Origin of the sequence: Microcoleus sp. F10-B2, from assembly GCF_036704965.1 — a bacterium.
Lineage (GTDB): Bacteria > Cyanobacteriota > Cyanobacteriia > Cyanobacteriales > Microcoleaceae > Microcoleus.
Genome location: NZ_JAUBTB010000013.1, coordinates 18,753 through 40,882 on the forward strand (window position 1 = coordinate 18,753; position 22,130 = coordinate 40,882).

The following is a 22,130-nucleotide window of genomic DNA, read 5'->3' on the forward strand; positions in this document are numbered from 1 at the left end:
AACTACCCCCATGTTCAAACGTTCCAAATAATTCTCATCTCAATTTGTTATTTACATGACCTATCGCAAAAAGCTAATTGAAGTTGCCCTGCCACTAGAAGCAATCAACATAGAATCGGCGCGGGAGAAGTCGATTCGGCACGGTCATCCCAGTACGTTGCATCTCTGGTGGGCGCGGCGACCGTTGGCGGCTTGTCGGGCAGTGCTATTTGCGTCATTGGTGGATGATCCATCGAGTTGGCCGGATAAGTTTCCGACTGAGGAGGCACAAATTGCCGAGCGACAACGATTGTTTGATATTTTGGGCCGAATCACAATCGAAACTGATAAAAAGGGCAACACAAAACAAGTCATTCGGGGTTTAGTGTCCTGGAACGATATCAATGACCCTAATTCTGGCGTGCTGGTTGCGGCACAGCGAGAGATTGCCCGTAGCATTGCCTGGAACCGAGGAGATCAGCCACCAAGGGAGCCGGAAGCGGTGCGGCGTTATTTAGCGGAGAATGCACCGCCGGTTTATGACCCGTTTTGTGGAGGTGGTTCAATTCCATTAGAGGCACAACGGTTAGGGCTAGAAGCCCATGCCAGCGATTTGAATCCAGTAGCGGTGCTGATTAATAAAGCTTTGATTGAGATTCCGCCTAAGTTTAAGGATATGCCACCGGTGAACCCAGAGGCTCAGAAGCGGCTGAAAACTGCCAAGTGGTATGGAGCGCAGGGGTTAGCGGAAGATGTGCGTTATTACGGGAAGTGGATGCGGGATGAGGCAGAGAAGCAAATTGGGCATCTATATCCTAAAGTAACGCTACCATCGGAAAAAGGGGGTGGTGAGGCGACGGTGATTGCTTGGTTGTGGGCAAGAACAGTGAAATGTCCGAATCCGGCTTGTGGGTCTGAAATGCCATTGGTGCGATCATTCCAACTTGCTACAAAGAAAGGAAAAGAAGCATGGGTAGAGCCTGTAGTTGATCGCAATCAAGTACCTCCAGCTATTCAGTTTGAAATCAGAGAAGGTAATGGAAAACCTCTCAAAGAAACAGTCAGCCGAAAGGGATCACTTTGCATTGCCTGTGCAACACCTGTGCCTTTAGATTATGTGCGTTCAGAAGGAAAAGCCGGACGGATGAAGGCACAAATGATGGCAATTGTAGCGGAAGGCAGAAGTGAGCGTATTTATTTGCCGCCTAATAAAGAGCATGAAAAAATTATCACTTCAGCACAACCACAATGGATACCTGAAACTAATTTGCCAGAACAAGCATTAGGTTTTCGAGTGCAAGGGTATGGCATGACTAAACATGCACATTTATTCACAGCTCGTCAGTTACTTTGTCTTACAACATTTAGCAACTTAGTTAGTGAAGCCCAAAGACAAATATTGAAGGATGGTGCGGAACAAGAATATGCAGATGCCTTAGCCGTTTATCTCGCCTTATCAACAAGTAAAATGACCGAAAATCATTCGACTTTGTGTTCTTGGATGTCAGGTATTAAATATGAAGTAGTGCGTGGTACATTTTCTCGTCAAGCTTTACCTATGACATGGGATTATGCTGAGTCAAATCCCTTTGCTGGTTCTTCAGGGGATTATTATGAACAGGCAGCAAGAGCATCGAAGACTTTAGAGATTGGTGCGGTCAAGACACCAAACCAAACAGGGTTTGTAACAAAAAAGAGCGCTACTGAGGCATTTTCAGAACAAGAAATAATCTTTTCAACTGACCCACCATACTACGATGCAGTTCCTTATGCAGATTTATCAGACTTTTTCTACATTTGGTTACGTCGTACTCTAAGCTCATTGTATTCCTCTCTTTTTGACACTTTATTAGTGCCAAAAGAACAAGAGTTAGTAGCAGATCCGTTCCGTCACGGTGGACGAGAAAAGGCTCAGCAGTTTTTTCAACAAGGACTTGGGCAAGCATTTGCCCAGATGTATAAATCTGCCCATAGTAAATACCCCCTAACAATCTACTATGCCTTTAAGCAGGCTGAAGTAGATACCGAAGAAGAAGGGGAGAGTGAAATTCAGGCGGTAGCTTCAACAGGTTGGGAAACTATGCTTGAGGGATTAATCCACGCAGGGTTTGTAGTTAATGGAACTTTGCCTGTACGGACAGAGCGTAGTGCTCGTACCCGAAGTGTTGGTTCTAATGCTCTTGCTTCCTCGATCGTCCTTGTCTGCCGACTTCGTGCTAAAAACGCTCCCCCCACCACCCGTCGCCGTTTCGTAGACGAACTCAAATCCGAACTCCCCGATGCGCTCAAAAAGCTTCAGCAAGGCAACATCGCGCCGGTAGACTTGGCTCAGGCCAGCATTGGACCCGGCATGGCAATTTATTCTCGCTATGCCAAAGTGCTGGAATCAGATGGTTCCTCCATGCGAGTCCGCACGGCCTTACAACTAATTAACCAGAGCCTCGATGAATTCCTGACTGAGCAGGAGGGTGAATTCGACACTGACACCCGCTGGGCATTGGCATGGTTCGAGCAACACCAGTTCAATGAAGGGCTATTTGGTGATGCCGAAACCCTTTCCAAAGCTAAAAACACCAGCATTAAAGGCATGGTAGACGCAGGAATTCTTATTGCTAGGGCTGGAAAAGTTCAACTGATTCCCCGCGATGCCCTCCCCCCTGATTGGAATCCTGCCAAAGATAGTCGAATTCCAGTTTGGGAAGCGACTCAGCAGCTCATCCAAGCATTAGACCAGAAAGGGGAAATGGGTGCGGCTCACCTCAGATCGCAATTGGGCGATTTAGGAGATGTGGCGCGAGATCTCGCCTACCGTCTCTACAGCATTTGCGATCGAAAAGGTTGGACGCAGGAAGCGATCGCCTACAACAGCCTGGTCATCTCTTGGCCAGAAATCAGCCGATTAGCCCTAGAGGAAAAACCATCTCATTCTCAGCTAGAGCTATTTTGATCAACCACAAACCTCTTTGTAACCTTTGTGACTTTGTGGTAAACCCTTAAACCCTCTCTATTCCACCTTTTACTTATGTCTATCAGCAACCACGAACGAGTCGGCAGAGCCTTGAACCTACTCAAGGAAGGCTTATATCCTTACATTGAGCGTGAGATGAAAGTTCTCTATAAAGACAAGTGGTTGCTGGCAGCAATTCCTTGCATCGACCCAGATAACACCCTCCGTCGCAAACCCGAAGATATCTTACGAAATGACCTCTCTGCCCAACTGAAATTGATTTGGGCCAAATGGGAAGAAGTCTTCAAGCAAATATTAGGACAAGCAGAACGTACCCTAGTTAGCGAGCTTCGCAATACTCGAAATTCCTGGGCGCACGATTCTACCTCCATCTCCTCAGACGATGCTTACCGCGCTCTCGATAGCATTGCTCGCCTTCTTAATGCTGTCGGTGCAGCAGAACAATCAGACATTGTTGAGAAGCAGCGCAATGAGCTAATGCGACAACGCTATGAAGAACAGGCGCGTCGTGAAGTTCGTCGTGCTACCGTTGCCTCAATGGAAGGCACCCCCACGGTCGGGCTTAAGCCTTGGCGCGAGCTGGTCATGCCTCACCAGGATGTTGCTTCCGGACGCTATCAACAGGCAGAGTTTGCTGCTGATTTATGGCAGGTATTTCTGGATGAAGGATCGGACGAATACCGCGATCCCACCGAATTCTTCCGGCGCACCTACCTGACTGAAGGACTTAAGCAACTTCTTACCGGGGCATTACTGCGGTTAAGTGGCAACAAAGGCGACCCCGTGATTGAGCTTCAGACCAACTTTGGGGGGGGCAAAACCCACGCCATGCTTGCCCTCTACCATCTGTTTTTTGGGGTTTCCGCCAATCAATTACCGGGGTTGGAACCTGTCTTTGGAGCAGCGAAAGTGCTTGAACCTCCCCAAGATGTCAGAACAGTTGTACTGGTGGGTAACAAAATTTCCCCCGGCCAAACGCACACGAAGAAGGACGGCACTGTCGTTGGGACTCTCTGGGGTGAGATTGCGTGGCAGCTTGGCGGAAAAGAAGGCTACGAAATGATGCGGCAAGCCGATGAAACCTCCACCAACCCTGGCGATACGCTGAAACTGCTATTCAATAAGTATTCGCCCTGCCTAATCTTGATTGATGAATGGGTGTCCTATGCCCGCCAGCTTCATTTCGAGAATGACTTGCCGGCTGGAAGCTTTGATACCCACTTCACCTTTGCCCAAACCCTCAGCGAGTCTGCTAAAAATGCCAATCGCACCCTATTGGTAGTTAGTATCCCCTCTTCTGATATCGAGATTGGCGGCAATCGCGGTCAGGATGCCTTAGATCGGCTCAAGAATGCGATTGGTCGCGTGGAGTCTCCCTGGCGACCTGCTAGTGCTGAAGAAAGCTTTGAGATCGTCCGTCGCCGTCTATTCCAGCCAATTGATTCCAACTCCTACGTTGCCCGTGATGCGGTGATTCGTGCCTTCTATGAGATGTACCAATCTCAAGCGGTTGAGTTTCCGTCTGAATGCAAGGAAGTCAGCTACAAACGCCGGTTAGAAGAAGCCTACCCCATCCACCCTGAACTGTTTGATCGCCTATATTCCGACTGGTCAACCCTCGACAAATTCCAGCGGACTCGTGGCGTGTTGCGGTTGATGGCAAAGGTCATCCATTGCCTTTGGGATCGGGGAGACAAGAACCTGCTGATTATGCCGGCCAGCGTCTCAATGGATGACGCACAGGTGCAGTCTGAGTTAACCCGTTATCTGGATGACAACTGGGTGCCTGTCATTGAAAAAGATGTGGATGGGACAAATTCTCTCCCTGTTTCCCTCGATAACCAGAACCCTAACCTAGGACGGTACTCAGCCTGCCGTCGCGTTACTCGCACTATCTATCTCGGCTCAGCTCCCACCTTGCGGGCAGCCAATCGCGGCTTACAAGACCGTCGCATAAAACTGGGCTGTGTGCAACCTGGAGAATCCGCCGCCACGTTTGGAGATGCCCTGCGGCGACTAACCGATCAAGCAAGCTATATCTATATTGATGGCGATCGCTACTGGATTTCTACCCAACCCAACGTGACTCGCATGGCTCAAGACCGAGCCACCCAGATTGCGGAAGATCCGCAAAAGATTGGGGAAGAAATTGTTCGCCGCTTAAAGCTGGACAAACAACGAGGAGAGTTCGCTGGAGTCCATATTGCGCCTAGCTCATCGGCTGATGTTCCAGATGATGAATCAATGGGAGTGCGCCTAGTCGTTTTGGGAGCACAACATCCTCATATCAGCAAATCAACCAATAGCCCTGCACGTCAACAGAGCGAGCAAATCCTTGCCACCAAAGGAGCCAGTCCCCGCTACTGCAAAAATCTCCTACTGTTCCTGGTTCCTGACAAGTCTAAACTAACGTCACTGGAGCAAAACGTTTGCCAGTTCCTCGCCTGGGACTTGATTGTTCGAGACAAGGACCTGCTGAACCTTGACCCATTTCAAAGCAAGCAGGCGAACACAAAACGAGAGCAGACTAACGATCTGGTAGATAACTTACTGAAGGAAGCTTACCAGTGGCTTCTAGTTCCAACCCATAAAGCCAATGCCGGTGATCCCAAACAGCAAACAGACTGGACAGAAGTGCGCCTCCAGGGACAAGACTCCCCTATACTCAGAGCTAGTCGCAAGGCAGTGCATGAGGAATATCTAATTGTTACTTACGCCGCAAACCGCTTGCGGATGGAAGCTCTCGATCCGTACCTGTGGCGAGAATCTGACCATATTGACACCAAACTGCTGTGGTCGTATCTGATTAAATACTTGTACCTCCCCCGCCTCAGCAATGAGCAAGTCCTTATTCAAGCCATTCAGCAGGGTGTTGCAGCACTCCTGTGGTCTGAAAACTTTGCCTATGCAACGGGCTGGGATGAAGCAAAAAAACGGTATCTGGGATTGAAAGCCGGACCAAACGAAACTTTTACCGTAACTTTGAGTAATCAGAATTTGTTAGTCAAGCCAGAAGTTGCTCAACGACAACTTGATGCAGACGAAACTGCTAGAAAGCGGGCAGAGAATGAGAAGAAGAACGAGCCAGGTTCTAAGCCGATTGAAGGCAGCCACGATGGCACTGCTCCCGCTGGAAGCACACAACCTGTTACTCCACCTCCCACTAAGAAAGTGAACCGTTTCTACGGTGCAGTCAAAGTTAACCCAACTCGGTTGATCAAAGATGTGGGGCAGATTGCTGATGAAGTGTTGCAGCACTTAAATAGTCTCAATGCCGATATAGAAGTAACGGTAGAAATTCAGGTAAAAATTCCTGATGGAGTCCCCGATAGCGTAGTTCGGACAATCACTGAAAATTGCCGGACACTAAAGTTCACTAGCTCTGAATTTGAAGAGGATTAGTATCTACTACCATCAGAGCGGCTCTCTTTCGTCCCATAGAACTAAGTTTATTTAAACTATTTTGTCAAATGATAGCTTAACGTTGTGGCGTTATTTTATGCTGCTGATTTGATTTTTTTCGTTTCAGCCATCCTCCCAAGCATAGACCTCTAGCTGAACCAAAGATTGCGGTTGGTTCAGGCACAGGCTCGGCAACGTCGGCGGTTTCAATTACTAGACTGGAACGACCAAGAGCATCAGTACCTCCCAGAGTGACCCAACCAACGTTCAAGAGACTGATGGCAAACCCAGCAAAAGTATCGCCATTGCTAACTCGCTGATTAACAAACGGAGTTACGTCAAAGTTAAGAGTATCACCCGGAGATGAGGATGAGGTATCTACAGAAGTTAACAATACTTCATACCCCAAAAGATCTGATGCTTCGGCTGTTCCGTTTCCTAAATAGCCGAAGATACCCAGAGTACCAGGACGCTCTCCTTGGAAACTGGAGATCTTATCCTGAAAGATAGCACTACGAATAATTGTGTTAGGAGCAAGAAAAAAGCTGCTATGCTAATATTAAATTCAGCTAACCTGGTTGTTACACTACCCGGTCCGTATAACACCTCCTCATCCCAAGGGTAAGCCTAATGTCATAATACAAGCCCATCTGATACAAACTTGCGGTGGCTCCAAATTGGATAGTAGGTGTCAAGGTAAATGTAGCTGCTTTAACTTCTTCGCTTGCTCCCAGAACAAAACCTAGAGCCGTGCAAACAGAGGCAACTGCGACTTTATGATAGAGATTTTTCATGAAAGCTAAATTGCTTTTTATCGTAAACAACTTGACTGGAAAGCTTATTCAGTAATCAAATTACTTAAATACCAGCTCGCTTACTTAAAAAACCATAATTCTTTATTTAACTTATTCAATCTTAACCAGAAAGTTAGGTGCATAGATGCTCTTGAGGGCAAGTAACGATCGCCATTATCAAAACAGAACCGTCGCGACCATCGCCTCAAACCGAATCGTCCATCCACCCGCACGCCGGGCAATCCCAATGAACAGGCGGCGTTTCATACTGGGGATAAGTCATTTCACACCGGGGACACCGACCAGTAAATAGTGGGTGCGTGTCCAAAAGTTCTAACTGCTGCTCTGGTGTCCACCGTTGCTGTGGTTGCAGAATCAATTCGCCGTTGTAATAACTCGCACCCTCGGGTTCCCACAGTTCATCGGGTTCAGCGTTAGGGTTTTCTTGAAAGTCGGGGCAAGTGTCGGTGTCTGAGCCTGTGGGGTGGACGGCACAGACGACGTATGGGTTGCGGGCGTAGAGGAGACAGCGATCGCATTCAGGGAGTTTGGGCATGGCGGGGGTGTTGAGGTTTTGGGTTCAGTTTTAGTTTCCCAAAAATTGAGGTGTTGGTGGCGATCGCAAATAGCGTTGTGTAGCGAGCGTGGGCGTAACTTGTTGCTGAAAGTGCCAGACTAGAAATAGCGATGAGGGCACCATCTTAAGGCGTTGAGGAGGGTTTGATGAGCAAAACAGGATTAGGCATTCAAGAATTACTGTATTATGAGCGATCGCAAATTCTAGCCATTGCCCAAAAGCACGGAGCCTACAACGTGCGCGTATTCGGTTCGGTAGCACGGAATGAAGCGACCCCAGAAAGCGATATTGATTTGTTGGTGGATTACGATTTAGAGAAAATTACGCCTTGGTTTCCCGGTGGACTATTGCTCGATCTAGAACAACTGCTCAATCGCAAAGTCGATATCGCCACAGTGGATATGCTCAAAGAACGGATTCGCGAGCGCGTTTTGCAGGAAGCTGTACCACTATGAGGCGGGAAGCGGAACGGCTGCAAGATATATTAGATGCAATAGCCGCAATTGAACGATATGCAAGCCTGGGTAAGCAGGAATTTGACAACCAAGAATTGATTCAGATTTGGGTTGTTCATCACCTGCAAATTATTGGAGAAGCAACAAATGCGTTATCGTCCGAGTTAACAGGTAGATATTCCCAAGTGCCGTGGGCGCAAATTGTAGCGTTTAGGAATCTGGTAGTCCATGAATATTTCCGAGTTTCGCTGAACCTTGTTTGGGCGATCGTACAGAATAATTTACCTCCGCTGAAGGTAACAGTAGAACAGATTTTACAGGAGTTACCAGAGGCGTGAGTTCAGCACTATCAAACCCTCGCGTTCCTGGCAGCAGCGTTTTTCCCAACAATTTCTGATGACCGTAAAAGCGCCCCGTGGTTCACTCCAAGCGTCTTTATTCGCCACAGAAGGAGGTGGAACGCATGAGCCAGGGACTTCAAAGCCCCTGGACGATCGATTGGGTGTTCTGCTCGCGAAGTGCACAGCGACTGCATTTACTGCAAGCCTGCCTTGTAAGCGTTACTGAATTCACTGCGGGTTCAAGTGATTTTTCGCTGGGCTTTCCAAAATAAAGAATACCGAGACAAGCTGACTATCTTGGTAGGTGCGTGGATACGGCAGCGGGGAGAGCGACTATTAACCAGGTTCTTGAGTTAAACCAATTTTACAGCCGTTCTGAAATTCCCCGCGTGTGGTATCTGGATTGCGGAAATTATGCAGCAGCCGGATAAATTGTGCTGGCCAGTTCTTTGGAAACTCACTCGAAGTTCTGTAATTTTGGGGGGCTGCGATGTGCTAGGCTGCCATCTCCGATGCTCCAAGCTCCTGACCTTTTGAAACCAAAACCAGAAGAGTTGACAAATAACCTATCTTATGGTCAGATGACAGTGCTGAACTTGCAGAGCGAGAGCGTGAATGTCCGGGGGGCGGCTGAGGCGGCGGATTATTTGTATCGGATGGCTGCGGGAAGCCTTAAACGGTTTGCTACTTATTTTGATTTGGAGAATGGGACGGCGCGATCGGTCTATATTACCCAGCAGTCGGTCACTGTGGCATTGAAATCTAAAGCTTGATATCAAGACTTTGGAAAAGACAGAGGGAATACTAGAGCTAGTTCCTATTTATGATTTATTTATGTTGGTAAAGCCGTTTTCAGAAATTTTCTCAGATAGGAAAGAGGCAGAGAAAGCATTTGAATTCTTAAAACACACTCTAAATCTCTTAGGTGTTAATAATGCTGGAGACCCAGAGTTCCATTTGAGCATAAAACTGGGTCTCTCTCACCCAGATCATCTTCTGGAACTATTGAAGGTAATAGGGATCGAGAGCTTTGAAGATTTTCGCTATCAAGAGATAGTGGCATTAGTAGATCCTGTGAGATTAGTCAACTACTTTTGTTTCAGTAAGTGGATTTTGACTCTTGACTTCAAGGGGTGGCGAGTATGTACATTTTCACGTCCGCCTGAATGGAAACTCATTGTTCCATTCGTTGGAGAGCCGAAGATAACTAAGCAAAAAGCACCAGAGCATCAAAGAATACCCGAGCTACTAAAAGGATCTAATTATCGAGTGTTGGCTACATACTTAATGAAGTTTGCTTGGACTGGAGCTACAAAAGAAACGTATGAAAAGGCGCTGGAGATATACAGAAATTCAGAGGAGAATCGTTCGCCGATGGAACCGAGTCCTTATCACAAAACGCTTGCAGAAGCGGTATTTGACTCGCAGAAACTAGAAGACCTGTTATGTAAAAAGTTGCCAGGGTGGACAGAGGATGAGGATGAGGATAAGCCAGCAGCCCAGGTGCTGGCGTTAGTGAACCAAAAACCGTCTGGGCTAGATTTAACTACTCCATCTTTGAAGGACATTCAACAGCAAGTTGTTAAACAGGGATTGCGAATAGACGATCGTTCGCTACGACGTTATCACCTGGCACTACAGCAAGTTGTTAAACAGGGATTGCGAATAGATGAGCGTTCGCTACGACGTTATCACCTGGCACTACAGACTCGAAAGTTCGTCATCTTGTCCGGGGTTAGCGGGATAGGAAAAACCTGGTTGACCCGGGCATATGCAGAAGCCATAAGTGCAGAGTACCTGTTAATGCCAGTAGCTCCAAACTGGACAACTAATGAAGACTTATTAGGATATTTCAACCCGATAGATCAGAAGTATCATGATACGGAGTTCACCAGCTTTTTGAGAAAAGCAGCGGCAGAATACAACCAGGCAGAATCGAAAAAGCAACAGGCAAAGCCTTATCACTTTGTTTTGGATGAAATGAATTTAGCGAGGGTCGAGTACTACTTTGCAAAGTTTCTGTCTGCAATGGAAGTGCGAATGCGAGAGGGAACCGCACGGATTGAGTTAGGGTCAGGCGAAGAAATACCACAGAGCGAGCTATTATTGACACCAAACCTTTATTTTATTGGTACGGTCAACGTGGATGAGACAACTCATGGATTTGCTGATAAGGTTTACGACCGCGCCCAACTAATTGAATTGACTCTCGATCGGCAGAAGTTGGTGGATTATCTAAAAGAAAAAGCTTGTGATAAGGACGACTGTAATAAGGTACTGATGGAGGTCTGGGATGATGTTCACTCTGTTGCGCCGTTTGCATTCCGGGTCGTGGGTGAGATAGTGACTTACGTGAAACAAGCTGAAGAACTGGGCGTGCCGTGGAAGGATGCCTTAGATGAACAGTTGCTCCAGAAGGTATTGCCTAAGTTTAAAGGAGTAGATAGCCGTGTGGGAGAAGCATTAGAAAAGTTTTTAAAGATTGCAGAGAACAATACCTTGGAACTGAGCCGTAAAAAAGCCAAAGATATGCTGAATAAATTTAATGAACATAAATTCACCTCATACTTCTAGTAAGTTAGGGTTTTGCACCGATAAAGGCGAGAGTTTGGATAGGCAAAAGGAGTGGCAACGAGCGCTGATCGAGGTGCGTTTGCCACTTGACCAGTGGTCACAGGTAAAGTTGTTTCGGCAAGGTCGTCAGCTAGATGTGCAACGGCGCATTATCCACGGTCAGGATTGCATAGTTGCAGAGTGGGAACGGTCAGACCCTGGCTATTATCAATTGCGCTTAGAGTGTGGAAGTACAGTTGAAGAACTGCGCGTCACAGTTCTACCGGAGAAGATTACAGTGGATGCCTTTACTCAATTGCTAGCCGATTTATCAATGGAGTTGCCAGCAGCAGTGGCAGTGGCACTACAACGGGTTGGAGCATTTGGCAATTTAGTGTTCCGAATGCCACAGGAAACGACGGTAGCAGAGGAACTTAACCGCCTACGACGAACGATTTTGGGTACAAAGGAACGACCCGGATTGCAAAGTCTTTTACCAAAGTTAGCACTTGACCCGCATCAAGTCCTGCGATCGCAGGAGGTATGGGTTCCGCAGGCTCAGGCACGGCGGCTTTCTATTAGCGGATTACCGCAGGCAATGCGGGGTCACAATCTGGACAAATTTGGTAAACCAGTGCGTGTCCTCGACTGTCGGGTGGAGCATACGTTGGATGTGTATGAAAACCGTCTGGTGAAGTTGTACGTGCATCAAGTTGAGCGGCGATTGCTGCGACTAGAGCGGTGGCTGAATGAGCTAATGTTGCTGCCATCCCGCAATGATTACAGCGACTGTATCCAAGAGCTACAGAGGTTGGTAAAGAGTCTAAGCGATGCTAAGAGACAGGCACATTTTCTCTCGGAAGTCAGCTTACCGCAGTCTTTGAGCAACCAGTTGACAATGGTGTTCCTAAAGCGTCCTGCTTACCGGGCAGCCCTAGAGGGCTTTTTGGAGTTTTGCAGACAGATGGAAGTCCGATTGGAGCAATCGGCGCTGGATGTGCCGTTGCAAAATCTACCATACCTGTATCAACTATGGGGAACACTTCAAGTAATCCAGGTATTGCTGAAAGTTGCAGCAGAGCAAGGATATCGGTTAAAGCACAATCGGTTGACACACCCGATTGAAAACGAGTTGGTGGTGGTGCTACCAAACGGAGAAATAGCCGTAGAACTGGTGCATCCACAGACCGAAGTATCGGTGACGCTTACCCCGGAGCGCACCTTTGCAAACGACCCAAGTGCAGCCACCTACAGCATTAGCTTTAACCAGCGTCCAGATATTGTCGTAGAGGTAAGGCATCCGTCTAGCCAGGTTCCTAGAATTTATCTATTCGATCCGAAGTACAAGGTAGATTCGCGAGGAGGTTGTAAAGTTCCTCTCAAACAGGACATTGACAAGATGCACAGCTATCGAGATGCCATTCGTGGAGTCGGTGGGGTGCAAGTAGTTCAATATGCAGCTATCTTGTACCCTGGGAATTATGTGCCATATGATGAGGGGTTACAAGCACTACCCACAGACCCTTTGTTAGTTGGGGAACTGCACAAACATCTCCGCCGAGTCTTTGAATCAGCGATGAATTCCTAATTAAGGAAATAGTGCTGTAATTAGGAAAGTAAAAACTCCTACCCTATTAAGCCAATACCTACCTAATCAAACTGCTTCATATTTCCTACGCCTACAAGCGAATTTGTTGTAAAAATTTACGATGAGCAGGAACCTAAACAATCAAACCTGCATGAAAACTCTCCAAAAAAGGTTTGGTCGCAAACTGTCCCACCGCAACTGCTTATTCAATGGAAAATTTTCCATTGAATAAGCCAAGCTCAAAGATCGTATAAAGGCGGCTACCGCCGCCCCATCGAACCAAACACCCCATGCCTCTGCTATGTGTCCCCCTACGCCTAGACCCTATCGATATATGTAGGGTCAGCCTGAATTCGCTCGTCGAAGTCCATATTCTCCCATTCTTCAATAACCCTCCCCGGTCTGTCCATCAAATCCGCAGGAGCACTGCTGGGACGCACGAATGGGTATTTATCCTCATCTTCAGGAGCGATCGCCAATTCCACCAGCTCAGTATCTTCATCTTCAAACAGAGCCGGATTAACAATTGTATCAACCTTTAGTTCCATTTCTATCACCTCAAAAACACTTCCAATGGTACACACTTAACCAAGTTTCAATCTGTTAGCGCTTAGATAGTCCCGCCATACCTTTTCAACAATTCCTACTCTCACACTTCAAATATTAGGAGACATCAACTCATAGCCGCCACAATTGCCACCCAAGAAAAACTCAAAATACCCGTTTTCGCTGCCGCTTACACCGATACCAAAGGGCGAAATGTAGGAAAAGTTTTCAACAACCCAGAAATCCTGCGCCACTCGATTATGCAAGCTATGTTTGACCCACAGGAACTGAAGTCATTAACGAGCGTCAAACTTGACAAATCCCATCCAGATTCTCGCCAATTACGCGCCAGTATCCACGAAGAAAGAAAATGGCATCAAGTTGCCTAACAAATCTTACCAGCACAAGACGGGTTATTTGATTTTGGGGAAGTAGCGCAAGCTGAGAATATCGACCTCAACATCACTCAACATTTTGGGTTTCATCTCACACAAATCTTGCAGCACGACTTTGACATTAGGAAACGCGAAATACTCCGTCAGCTTGCCAATGCGGTAATTAAACGCTTTATAGCGGTGTTTGAAGTACAGCTCGACATTCCCCCGGTGTTCCCAAAGTCCCAGCAAGTTGACAGCGACATCCGAATAATGCGCTCTCACATCCCGCTGCACTTCGGCGATTCTTTCCTCGATCGATCGAGTTGTCACCCCTATTTTATAGAAGCAGTTGCCGTTCGCCTTTACCTCAAGAAAATAGAGCGAGTTCACCAGAATCCGACGAAGCTGTGCTCGATAAATCAGCAAATCAGCCCGCCGTTCTTCTAAGCAGGATAACCCCGCAGCTTCGGCAATCTCTACAGAGCCTTCCAACGAAGCCAGCTCCGACACCAGCAAAGGTTCTTGGACTTGGTTGAACAACACCAGGGGAAGCGCGCCGACGGGGATTTTACCCAAGTCGGTAAAGTGATAAGAGCGATCGCCAACTGATTCTAGCAATCCCTTGAGCTCCCACCGAAAACTTACCAAGTCTTTGGGAATCGGTCGGTTTTGAGCACCGTACTCTTTCCACAGCACTTTCAACTGTTCTAATTCCTCACCCTTAAGCTGGATGGTGAAATTATCGTAGAGGGGCAGCGATGGGAAAGCTTTGGTTTTAATCCGCTGGCTGACGAACTTGCAAGTTTTTTCACTGTGTGCGAAGTGATGTTCTTTTACCGAACCCTTTTTTGCTGTCAATCCGCCACCGCAGTAGAGACAAGTTAGCTGAGTTTTTCCGCGCGCCACTTCATCTATGCTCACCAAGTTACCGTCGGGAGCAACACCAAATTTTAGCCACATTGTCAACAATTCTCCTTTGAGCCGGTTTTGTAGGTGCACCCGCTCCACATGACCAAAGATTCTAACAAATTCAGGGGTTAGGGCTTCTGCCTTGAGAAAGAAAGCGATCGGCATTCCATTTGGGATGCGTGACTTTCATCCTTGCATCCTTGCATCCTTGCATCCCAAATCTAAAATCTAAAATCTAAAATCTAAAATCTAAAATTGCTCGTCACCAATCGGGAATTTCTTCAGCCTCCGAGTCTGATAGGCCTTGTGACAGTTGCTCTCTCGGTAACGGCACAGCAGACAATTCATCCTCTACAGGGGAAAATGCAGGTTTCCCCGTGTAGGAAAGCATGGAAAGTGAGGCGATCGCTCCTTTGACTTGATCTGGCTTCACATCTAAGTAGCGCTGCAACTGTTCAAGGTTACTGTGACCGCTGATTTCTTGAATAATCCGCAGTGGAATGCCCGCGTTGCTCATCTGAGTTAGGGCCGTTCTCCTAAAACTGTGGGTGGAGGCTCCCTCAATGCCGATCCGCGAGAACGCTTCTCTCAAAATCTGATCCGCTGAGTTGGTGTGCAGGTGCTTCCAATGGTGCGAAGGGTGGCGGCCGGGGAATAAGTAAATCTGACCCGCGTGGGAACGCCAAGATGTCAAGAGACTTCGCAAATCTTCAATCACCGGAATCGTCCTAGTTTGAAGTTTTCCTTTGGTGTTGGCTTTGCGGAAGTTAATTGTAGAACGGACAGCTCCAGAGTTCGTGTAGATATCCTTGACCATCAGGGAACAAGCTTCGGCAATCCGACAGGCGGTGTAGAGACAAACTCCGAAGAGCGTGCGATCGCGTGAAGTTTGCAAACCTTTGTTGAACAAAAGCTCGATTTCCTGTTGCGTGAGTATTTTGGCCTGGCCGTGCCGTTCTATCTTCATCTTTGTGTAAACTTGACCCGATACCAGAAAGTTTGCCGCACTTACTGCATTGCTGCATCCGTCGGGGGGATTTCTTAACGTGGCAGTGATGGGGTTAAGGTTTTGGTTCGGGCGATCGCTCCGGAGGTTTGATATGTTTGGTTAATGATACAAGCGCTGCGTTTGAGGTGAAATGATGCCATTGAGAGCATTTTTTGCAGGCAGAGAGCTATTAGCCCCTCTGATGTCCGATGAAGAATGGCTGAATTTAAAAGCTCAGCGCCCAAAAGTTAGACTGTGCTGTTGTGACGCAACTGGATACTTACGCACGTCTAAACTCGGCACCAAGCATTTTGTTCACGGCAAGGACAGGATTTGTAATTGGGCACCGGAAATGTGGCAGCACCTATTAGCAAAGACTGAAATTGTTCGAGTCTGCCAGCAATTCGGCTACGACGCAAAAACAGAAGTTTCAGGCTCTGATTGGAGAGCGGATGTTTTAGCCACCAAAACAGACCGGGGACAGTTAATCAAGCTAGCTTTTGAGGTGCAGTGGAGTCCGCAAACTTTAGAAGAAACTGCTGCAAGGCAAGCCAAATATCAGCGGGACGGCATCCGCTGCTGCTGGCTGTGGAGTAAACTTCCTACATCTCCTGATTTTAGTTGCCAAGACTTACCTATGTTTAAGTTGTGGCTGGACTCAAAGGATGCTCTAATGGTTGATGCTTCTAGCAGAACCCTGACGCTTTCTGAATTTATGGCAGCTCTGCTGTCAAGGCATTTTAAATTTGCTTCTCATTACCAAGTCTGTCAAACTCAGCAAGTTAAGGTAATTTTCTTTCCTGTGATTTGTTGGAGATGCCAACAACAGCACTACCTTTATTATCTTCCCAACTTGTTTTATTATTCAAAGTGCGGTGAAAAAATATATTATGATGGAGTTTTTGGGTATCCCCAGGGCGAAAAAGATTATATATTTAGACCCGAACTTATCCAAGCAGTCAAAAACTATTTAAAAACAGAGGCAGGTCGAACAATCCGCATGGGAGAGATTAAGAAACGGTACAGCAAGACAGTCAGGCGCTATTATATGTCGTTTGGATGCCAAAAATGCGATGCCATTTGGGGCGACCATTTCTATTTTGAGGCTATGTCCAAAGCTTGGTATGGTTATATTCCTACCATCGAACATGAGCTGCAAATAAGCTTAAATCCTCCCCTTAATCTGAATTCACGACCTCATTGGTGCTATTCACCCACAGGTAGCTTTTGCGCTATCATTGAGCATGAAACAAAACAAACAACAGCTTGCTATTGCTAAGAAAATCAAAAAATGGATTCAAACCACCCAAGAAGTTGAAAAAGCTCAATTTGCCATACCGATAACCAGGCTGACGAGTATCAAAAGTCTGTGCCCTGATGAAGTTGCTGCCGAAAAGTTTGCGCTCTACATTGCCCAACGGGTGCAGCAGCAGATAAATCAGGCAATTTGTCCCGAACACTTCACCAGTGAAGAATGGGCACAGCAACAACAATTAGTGGATGAGGCAATCACACTGATGCAAAGTTACTTAGAAAGTCCTAGTTACGAAAGCAGGCAATCTCTTAGAAACTTATTGAGAGACATTGATGGCTTGCAAGGGGATGACTACCGTAATTTTAGGTGGACAACGGTGCGCTTTGTCCGCAGTGGAAATTTACTCAAGCTAGACTATGCACTGCGGTGTTTCGTAGAGCCAGATTTTCCCTATTGGGCTTATAAACTAGCGGCAGAATATGTAGAAGGTTATGGATTGCAGTCTGGTTCAGGTATCGTGGCTGAATCTGTACCCATGTTGTTGGAGGTAGCAGAATTTTGGTGTCAGTATTATTTCGATCAGAGTTTGAACGAGAAATTTCCCGATTGAGGCGATCGCTGCGTTCGACCCAACCCGTGAGAATTTTCAGATGCAGATTGAAGGTTTGTTAAGCCTGCAACTCCTAAGATTGTCAAACTTGCCATTAAATTAAATATCGCCCGAGTCACACTTTAGAGTTCTTCTATATTTTCCAAGCGTAAGAAATGCAGTCGTTCCGATGCTTCACCAGCTACAATTGTTACTCCATCGGGCGCAACGGCGCAGCAAAATAAGGCACCCTCTCCGATGAAAGTAGCTCACGCCTCCCCACTCTCTCTCATCCCAGACTTTTAGGGTGTTAACGAAGTTAGTCAATTGAGTGCCCGTGACTTTGACCCGATGAGTAAGACGCAAGCGGATATGGGGTAAAAGACGCGGCACGAGCGTCGGAAGTAGTGGACTTGGGCGGGGCGACTGTTGTGGCGATCGCCGATTGGGTAGAAGGGGAAGTTGCGCGCACGATAGCCCGCTTTTTATAGCACTTGACTCGGCTCACAGCGGACACAGACGCAAGTGGCGATGGTATCTGCAAGATTATTGTCCGCCATAGCGAGAATGCTGGTATTAAAAAACAGATGTCGCCTCACCGCATCAGGCATTCAGCTATCACGGCGGCGCTGGACGTAACAGACGGGGATGTGCGGAAGGTGCAGAAGTTTTAAACAGGCACAGGAATTTAAACACGCTCCTGATATATGACGACAACCAGGGGCGCGACCAACAAGACGTTACCGAAATGCTTGACTCTATGTTTTGAATGTTTTTACTGGCTTGTATCAGTAATTTGTTGATTAGGGCTTGTTCCGGCCTGCCATCAAGTCCCAGAGTTGGTAGCGGCTCAGAAGGCTGACGACTAAACGACACTGGCTCGGGATTTGGCTCATGTTATTACTAAATATATATCTTTTATACAAACATAAACGTTTGATAACAAGCTAGGGGTAGAATCGTTTTAGGCAAGAAACGTTTTTCACCAGCAAGTAGGCGGCTGATATTACAGGCTGTACCCTTCGCCAGTTGCAGTATTGCCGAGAGAAGGGGGCGGAGTGTTTATTACTCTCATTTCAAGTAACACTGAATGTACCGTAGTTCAAGTATTGAATAATAGGATTATTAGACTTATAATCATTCTGTAATATTAATTAGCTTTATTGCGGAATTTATTCATAACTACATCAATGTCTAAATCGGGTGTCCCTAAGCGTCCTAGATAGCGGGTAAAACGAGCTAATAGTGCTTCGGTAAATGGGCTGTCAAGCGAGGCAACTCGTTCCCAGATTTCCTGAATTGGCTTTTCCAGTTCCTTACACTGTAGAGTTTTCAGTTGTTGAAAGTCTACCAACAAATCGGGCAAAGCCAAAGTACCAGGTAGAAAATAGAACCGCTCTTGCTGAGATTTCTGTCGATTATTTTTTAAAAGTGCTTTTAGTTTCTCTTCATTAGATTTAGAGGGGTTTGGCAAATTGGATTGCCATGCTTTATACTCTGCTTGTTCACTCAGTAATTCGCATCGAGCAAACAACACTTCCTCAACTTTCTTTTGAGCAAAGTCACAGGATGGAGTGAGTATTATCCAGTATTTAACCTGTTCTTCAATATTTTCCTTGTAAATGTCTCCTGCTAAGGGATGTGCCAAGTGGAGCGGTGGCATCACATAATAATGCATTGGGTGTACGCAACCCTCCCTTATGACAGTATTAATAGATCCGCCCAAGTCTTTAGTAAGTTGATAAATTCCAGAACCAGACAAAGAAACCCCAAGCCTGCGTGCTAAGAGATAAGCCAACCCAGCATGATCATGCGTGTCACTAAGCTCCTCCCAATGTTTTGCTACAAAATCCCACATATAATCTCGCTGAACTGTCTCTAAATGTCGGATTAAAGCTCGGTTGACAGCAGGAAGTTGAGTTGTAAAGATTTCCTTCATTACTTTTTGTAAACCCTTAAACCCCTCTGTCTTCTCTACAACTTTAATTAGAGGAGTTTCAAAGGAACTTACCAAATGTGGTACCCCTGTATAAAATATAATCGGGATAAAGCGTTTTCGTTTGATAGCTTCTAGAGTAGAAATTCCAGCTTCTTCTTCTGCCTGCGGCTCATTTGATTGCAGCCTGACATCTAGAATGATCAGATCGAAGCGACCATTTTCTAGAATGTTAAGCGCTTCTTCAAAAGAAGTGAGAGTTGTAACCTGTACAGAGGCTTCGCCATCAGTAATAGCTTCCTCATTATCAAAAAAGTCCCTTGCTTGTTCGCAAAAGTCTTCCTCATCATCTACAAACAACAGTCGCCAGGTTTTTTCGTTAGCCATATCACACCCGTTTGCGTAATTTTACAAGGAAAGTAGCACCCGACAAAGGTCCATTACTTCGTAATTCCAAATCGCCATTGTAATACTCTCTGATAATTTCACCAACAATTGTTAATCCTAATCCAATACCATTAGGTTTACTAGAAAAATAAGGATCAAAAATTTGTTCTCTAATCTCAGGCTTAACTCCAGGTCCACTATCAGAAAAACAAATTTCCACACGGTTAAATTCTGGACGCTGTATTTGGACAATGATTTGTCGTTCATCTTTTGGGACTTTATCTAACCAATACAGGCTATTCTGTAGCAAGTTAATAATTATTTCTTGAATTTCAGTTGGTTCTACTGTTACTTCTGTATTAGTTTCAGGTAAACTAACTTTGACTCCAGCTCTAGCAATCTCTTCACCCAGAACAGAAAAGGCATCTGCAATTATAGTTTCCAGTTGGCTTTTAGCAGGTCGCCCTCTTTTTCGACCTCCAAAAGGCTCAATCCTTCTAAAAATTCCTGCCAAAACATCTACTTGTGATAAAATACTTTCAATACGCTTTTTAAGTTTTTCAATTATTGTTCCATTATTAGTAGAGGCATTGTTGGAACGCTCAATATCTCGTAACCCTAAATCAGCTTCATTCCGAACTTTTGCCAGGGGTGCACGACTATTGTGAAGTACAGCATCAATCAACTGTCCTAGTACAGAAAGCCGTCGATATCGGGATAAAGTTTCCTGAACTGCTTCAATCTGTCGATCAAACTCTTTTTCTTGCTCTTCTACCTGAGCTAGCAACTGAGCGTCCTTAGGATATCGCTGTTCTATTAACTTACGAACACGCTTCAGGTTCAGGTTAGAAAAAACGCCTGCGGGTTGGTTTCCTGATGTCTCGCCCTGTTCACCCTCAGAAATATCATTTTCAGCCTTATTTGGACGACGAACTTTGTAGCGTCGAGTTTCCAGTTCAGCCAGAACCATTGTAACTAATTGCCGCAGATCCTCAAATGCTTGACTTTCCATTAATCCTTCCCGGTTACTTTGATCTCTTAACTGGGGATTATCATCAGCGGATATGTGAATATAACCTACAACCTGGTTATTAGATATACGCAGAGTAGGATTATTAACTCGACGGAGATCTAGTCTTAGCCAATCATTTCGAGCTTCGCCATACGGAAGAACTCTAAACTTATCTCTATAAATGTTGATCCCAGCAGCATCAGATAAATCACGACGTATTTCTTTGATTGTTGATGAGCCGGATTCATTAACTAAGTCATCCAGATCCCAAATTCGTAATTCAATAGAAAATGCTCCACATTGTGGGTGAGAATTATTAGGAAGCGTAAATTTGTTTTCTATTTTAGCTATATCATTTTGTCCCTTTAGCTTGATGTTCAGAGCGTAAGACCCTTCATTGTTAACTGTTCCACTGATGCTGTAATGCGGATTACTCAGTGATTCTGGCGCTCTCACAATACCAGATAGTGATTCAAACGATTTCGGTAAATCCAAATGAATTTGAAATTCATCACTATCAAAAAAAGGTGAAACCAAGCGGGACAAACCTTGACGCAGGTCTTGCAACTGATTTATATCCCAAGCCGCTCGTAAGCCTTCCATACGCAAAATTGTGCCGTGATTTAACTCATCGGAATTTGGCTGCCGTTCGTCATTCCATAATTGTTGTATTGTCCCTCTAAGACATATCTCTTGCGGAGCCGTTTCTTCGCACAAAACATCTATTTCATCAAGGTACTTCTGCTCATTATCAAACTGACTCCAATCAAAGATTACTCGAACCTCACGATCTGTTTCTATGCTACGTGACACGACTTCAAGAAAATTTCCCAGCCGAGACGACGCAAAACGACCAATTCCTTTTTCTCCCAATACACGGCGTCCCCGCCTCGTGCTTCGCTGTTGACGCTTTTTAGCTAAGGTAGCAGGTTCCATCCAAGTATTCTCAATTGTGTTTAATGACATACCATTGCCATTATCAATAATCTCAATCTTGCCCTTGCCAATCTGGAGCGGTTCGTGAAAACGCACTAATACCCTTGTTGCATCAGCATCATAAGCGTTTTTGACTAGCTCAATAACAGCAACAGTCTCACTACTGATTAATTCATCACCCAAAGTACGCAAAATGCGTGCTCTTGGCCGAAGACGAAGAGGTCGGCTATTGGGCTGAGAGATTGATTGGGGCATGAACTTCTTAACTCTAATCAGCAGTATGCTCTGTTATCTGGTTGGCTGCATACCTATCATAACCTAAGAATGTACAATAATTGCACTTTGAAGGGAGTGCTCGTTACTGCCAAGTCTGATTGACATAAAAAGATCCATGTCAATTTGAAACTTTATTGATTCATTTTCAATAAGCTCAGCGTTCTCCGTCTAGACATTCTATCCAAAAGCTTACAATAGCTCCAGAATTTCCGACTTATCGGATTCAGTAATATCCTTTTCCTCATCAGCTTGCTTACCAACC

General features: G+C 45.9%; 17 protein-coding genes. 10 read left to right on the forward strand and 7 right to left on the reverse strand.

The genetic code is table 11. From position 1 onward, the window contains the following. The first annotated feature begins 55 nt into the window (after window positions 1-55). Complete coding sequence (locus QUA99_RS07225; protein ID WP_333235119.1) at window positions 56-2,926, forward strand: DUF1156 domain-containing protein; 2,871 nt, start codon at window positions 56-58, stop codon at window positions 2,924-2,926. A gap of 75 nt (window positions 2,927-3,001) precedes the next feature. Further along, entirely contained in the window at window positions 3,002-6,349 is a 3,348-nt protein-coding gene (locus tag QUA99_RS07230) for a Swt1 family HEPN domain-containing protein (protein ID WP_333235120.1), read from the forward strand. A 76-nt stretch (window positions 6,350-6,425) separates the two neighbouring features. On the opposite strand, the gene QUA99_RS07235 is transcribed toward QUA99_RS07230, so the two are convergent. After that, window positions 6,426-6,743 (reverse strand): PEP-CTERM sorting domain-containing protein, encoded by a 318-nt coding sequence (locus tag QUA99_RS07235; protein ID WP_333235121.1) that lies wholly within the window; start codon window positions 6,741-6,743, stop codon window positions 6,426-6,428. A gap of 605 nt (window positions 6,744-7,348) precedes the next feature. Next, a complete protein-coding gene (locus QUA99_RS07240) occupies window positions 7,349-7,699 on the reverse strand; it encodes a hypothetical protein (protein WP_333235122.1) in 351 nt (116 codons plus the stop codon). Window positions 7,700-7,866: 167 nt separating this feature from the next. Between QUA99_RS07240 and QUA99_RS07245 the strand changes: the two genes are divergently transcribed. The 5 genes from QUA99_RS07245 (at window position 7,867) to QUA99_RS07265 (ending at window position 12,657) form a co-directional block, all read left to right on the forward strand. Further along, a complete protein-coding gene (locus tag QUA99_RS07245) occupies window positions 7,867-8,175 on the forward strand; it encodes a nucleotidyltransferase domain-containing protein (RefSeq protein WP_333235123.1) in 309 nt (102 codons plus the stop codon). Next, window positions 8,172-8,513, forward strand: a complete 342-nt coding sequence (locus QUA99_RS07250; RefSeq protein ID WP_333235124.1) for a HepT-like ribonuclease domain-containing protein — start codon at window positions 8,172-8,174, stop codon at window positions 8,511-8,513. The genes QUA99_RS07245 and QUA99_RS07250 overlap by 4 nt, the downstream gene beginning before the upstream one ends. A 437-nt stretch (window positions 8,514-8,950) precedes the next feature. After that, on the forward strand, window positions 8,951-9,289 hold the full coding sequence (locus QUA99_RS07255; RefSeq protein ID WP_333235125.1) for a hypothetical protein: 339 nt from the start codon (window positions 8,951-8,953) through the stop codon (window positions 9,287-9,289). A 10-nt stretch (window positions 9,290-9,299) separates the two neighbouring features. Next, entirely contained in the window at window positions 9,300-11,090 is a 1,791-nt protein-coding gene (locus QUA99_RS07260) for an AAA family ATPase (protein ID WP_333235126.1), read from the forward strand. Next, window positions 11,062-12,657 carry a DUF2357 domain-containing protein gene (locus QUA99_RS07265; RefSeq protein ID WP_333235127.1) on the forward strand — a complete coding sequence of 532 codons (1,596 nt, stop codon included), beginning with the start codon at window positions 11,062-11,064 and terminating at the stop codon, window positions 12,655-12,657. Before QUA99_RS07260 ends, QUA99_RS07265 begins: the two co-directional genes overlap by 29 nt. Before the next feature lie 317 nt (window positions 12,658-12,974). Here QUA99_RS07265 and QUA99_RS07270 read toward each other — a convergent pair whose 3' ends face one another. The 3 genes from QUA99_RS07270 to QUA99_RS07280 all read right to left on the reverse strand — a co-directional run bounded on the left by QUA99_RS07270 (window position 12,975) and on the right by QUA99_RS07280 (window position 15,456). Then, window positions 12,975-13,205 (reverse strand): hypothetical protein, encoded by a 231-nt coding sequence (locus QUA99_RS07270; RefSeq protein WP_333132173.1) that lies wholly within the window; start codon window positions 13,203-13,205, stop codon window positions 12,975-12,977. A gap of 411 nt (window positions 13,206-13,616) precedes the next feature. Beyond that, window positions 13,617-14,654, reverse strand: coding sequence for a GIY-YIG nuclease family protein (locus QUA99_RS07275; protein WP_333235128.1), 1,038 nt, complete (start codon window positions 14,652-14,654; stop codon window positions 13,617-13,619). 97 nt (window positions 14,655-14,751) lie between these two features. Beyond that, complete coding sequence (locus QUA99_RS07280) at window positions 14,752-15,456, reverse strand: site-specific integrase (RefSeq protein ID WP_333235129.1); 705 nt, start codon at window positions 15,454-15,456, stop codon at window positions 14,752-14,754. Window positions 15,457-15,628: 172 nt separating this feature from the next. Here QUA99_RS07280 and QUA99_RS07285 point away from each other — a divergent pair, with 172 nt between their 5' ends. The 3 genes from QUA99_RS07285 to QUA99_RS07295 all read left to right on the forward strand — a co-directional run bounded on the left by QUA99_RS07285 (window position 15,629) and on the right by QUA99_RS07295 (window position 17,995). Further along, on the forward strand, window positions 15,629-16,756 hold the full coding sequence (locus QUA99_RS07285) for a competence protein CoiA family protein (protein WP_333235130.1): 1,128 nt from the start codon (window positions 15,629-15,631) through the stop codon (window positions 16,754-16,756). Further along, window positions 16,722-17,342 (forward strand): hypothetical protein, encoded by a 621-nt coding sequence (locus QUA99_RS07290; protein WP_333235131.1) that lies wholly within the window; start codon window positions 16,722-16,724, stop codon window positions 17,340-17,342. The genes QUA99_RS07285 and QUA99_RS07290 overlap by 35 nt, the downstream gene beginning before the upstream one ends. A 473-nt stretch (window positions 17,343-17,815) precedes the next feature. Then, on the forward strand, window positions 17,816-17,995 hold the full coding sequence (locus tag QUA99_RS07295; protein WP_333343163.1) for a hypothetical protein: 180 nt from the start codon (window positions 17,816-17,818) through the stop codon (window positions 17,993-17,995). A gap of 476 nt (window positions 17,996-18,471) precedes the next feature. On the opposite strand, the gene QUA99_RS07300 is transcribed toward QUA99_RS07295, so the two are convergent. Continuing rightward, window positions 18,472-19,644 carry a response regulator gene (locus tag QUA99_RS07300; protein WP_333235132.1) on the reverse strand — a complete coding sequence of 391 codons (1,173 nt, stop codon included), beginning with the start codon at window positions 19,642-19,644 and terminating at the stop codon, window positions 18,472-18,474. A 1-nt stretch (window position 19,645) separates the two neighbouring features. After that, window positions 19,646-21,784 (reverse strand): ATP-binding protein, encoded by a 2,139-nt coding sequence (locus QUA99_RS07305; protein ID WP_333235133.1) that lies wholly within the window; start codon window positions 21,782-21,784, stop codon window positions 19,646-19,648. Between the last annotated feature and the right edge of the window lie 346 nt (window positions 21,785-22,130).

What these genes read in the sequence shown, in the direction of transcription:
- QUA99_RS07225 (WP_333235119.1), top strand. Translation starts at nt 56, where the DNA reads ATGACCTATCGCAAAAAGCTAATTGAAGTTGCCCTGCCACTAGAAGCA.
- QUA99_RS07230 (WP_333235120.1), top strand. Translation starts at nt 3,002, where the DNA reads ATGTCTATCAGCAACCACGAACGAGTCGGCAGAGCCTTGAACCTACTC.
- QUA99_RS07240 (WP_333235122.1), bottom strand. Translation starts at nt 7,699, where the DNA reads ATGCCCAAACTCCCTGAATGCGATCGCTGTCTCCTCTACGCCCGCAAC.
- QUA99_RS07245 (WP_333235123.1), top strand. Translation starts at nt 7,867, where the DNA reads ATGAGCAAAACAGGATTAGGCATTCAAGAATTACTGTATTATGAGCGA.
- QUA99_RS07250 (WP_333235124.1), top strand. Translation starts at nt 8,172, where the DNA reads ATGAGGCGGGAAGCGGAACGGCTGCAAGATATATTAGATGCAATAGCC.
- QUA99_RS07265 (WP_333235127.1), top strand. Translation starts at nt 11,062, where the DNA reads ATGAACATAAATTCACCTCATACTTCTAGTAAGTTAGGGTTTTGCACC.
- QUA99_RS07270 (WP_333132173.1), bottom strand. Translation starts at nt 13,205, where the DNA reads ATGGAACTAAAGGTTGATACAATTGTTAATCCGGCTCTGTTTGAAGAT.
- QUA99_RS07275 (WP_333235128.1), bottom strand. Translation starts at nt 14,654, where the DNA reads ATGCCGATCGCTTTCTTTCTCAAGGCAGAAGCCCTAACCCCTGAATTT.
- QUA99_RS07280 (WP_333235129.1), bottom strand. Translation starts at nt 15,456, where the DNA reads ATGAAGATAGAACGGCACGGCCAGGCCAAAATACTCACGCAACAGGAA.
- QUA99_RS07285 (WP_333235130.1), top strand. Translation starts at nt 15,629, where the DNA reads ATGATGCCATTGAGAGCATTTTTTGCAGGCAGAGAGCTATTAGCCCCT.
- QUA99_RS07290 (WP_333235131.1), top strand. Translation starts at nt 16,722, where the DNA reads ATGAAACAAAACAAACAACAGCTTGCTATTGCTAAGAAAATCAAAAAA.
- QUA99_RS07300 (WP_333235132.1), bottom strand. Translation starts at nt 19,644, where the DNA reads ATGGCTAACGAAAAAACCTGGCGACTGTTGTTTGTAGATGATGAGGAA.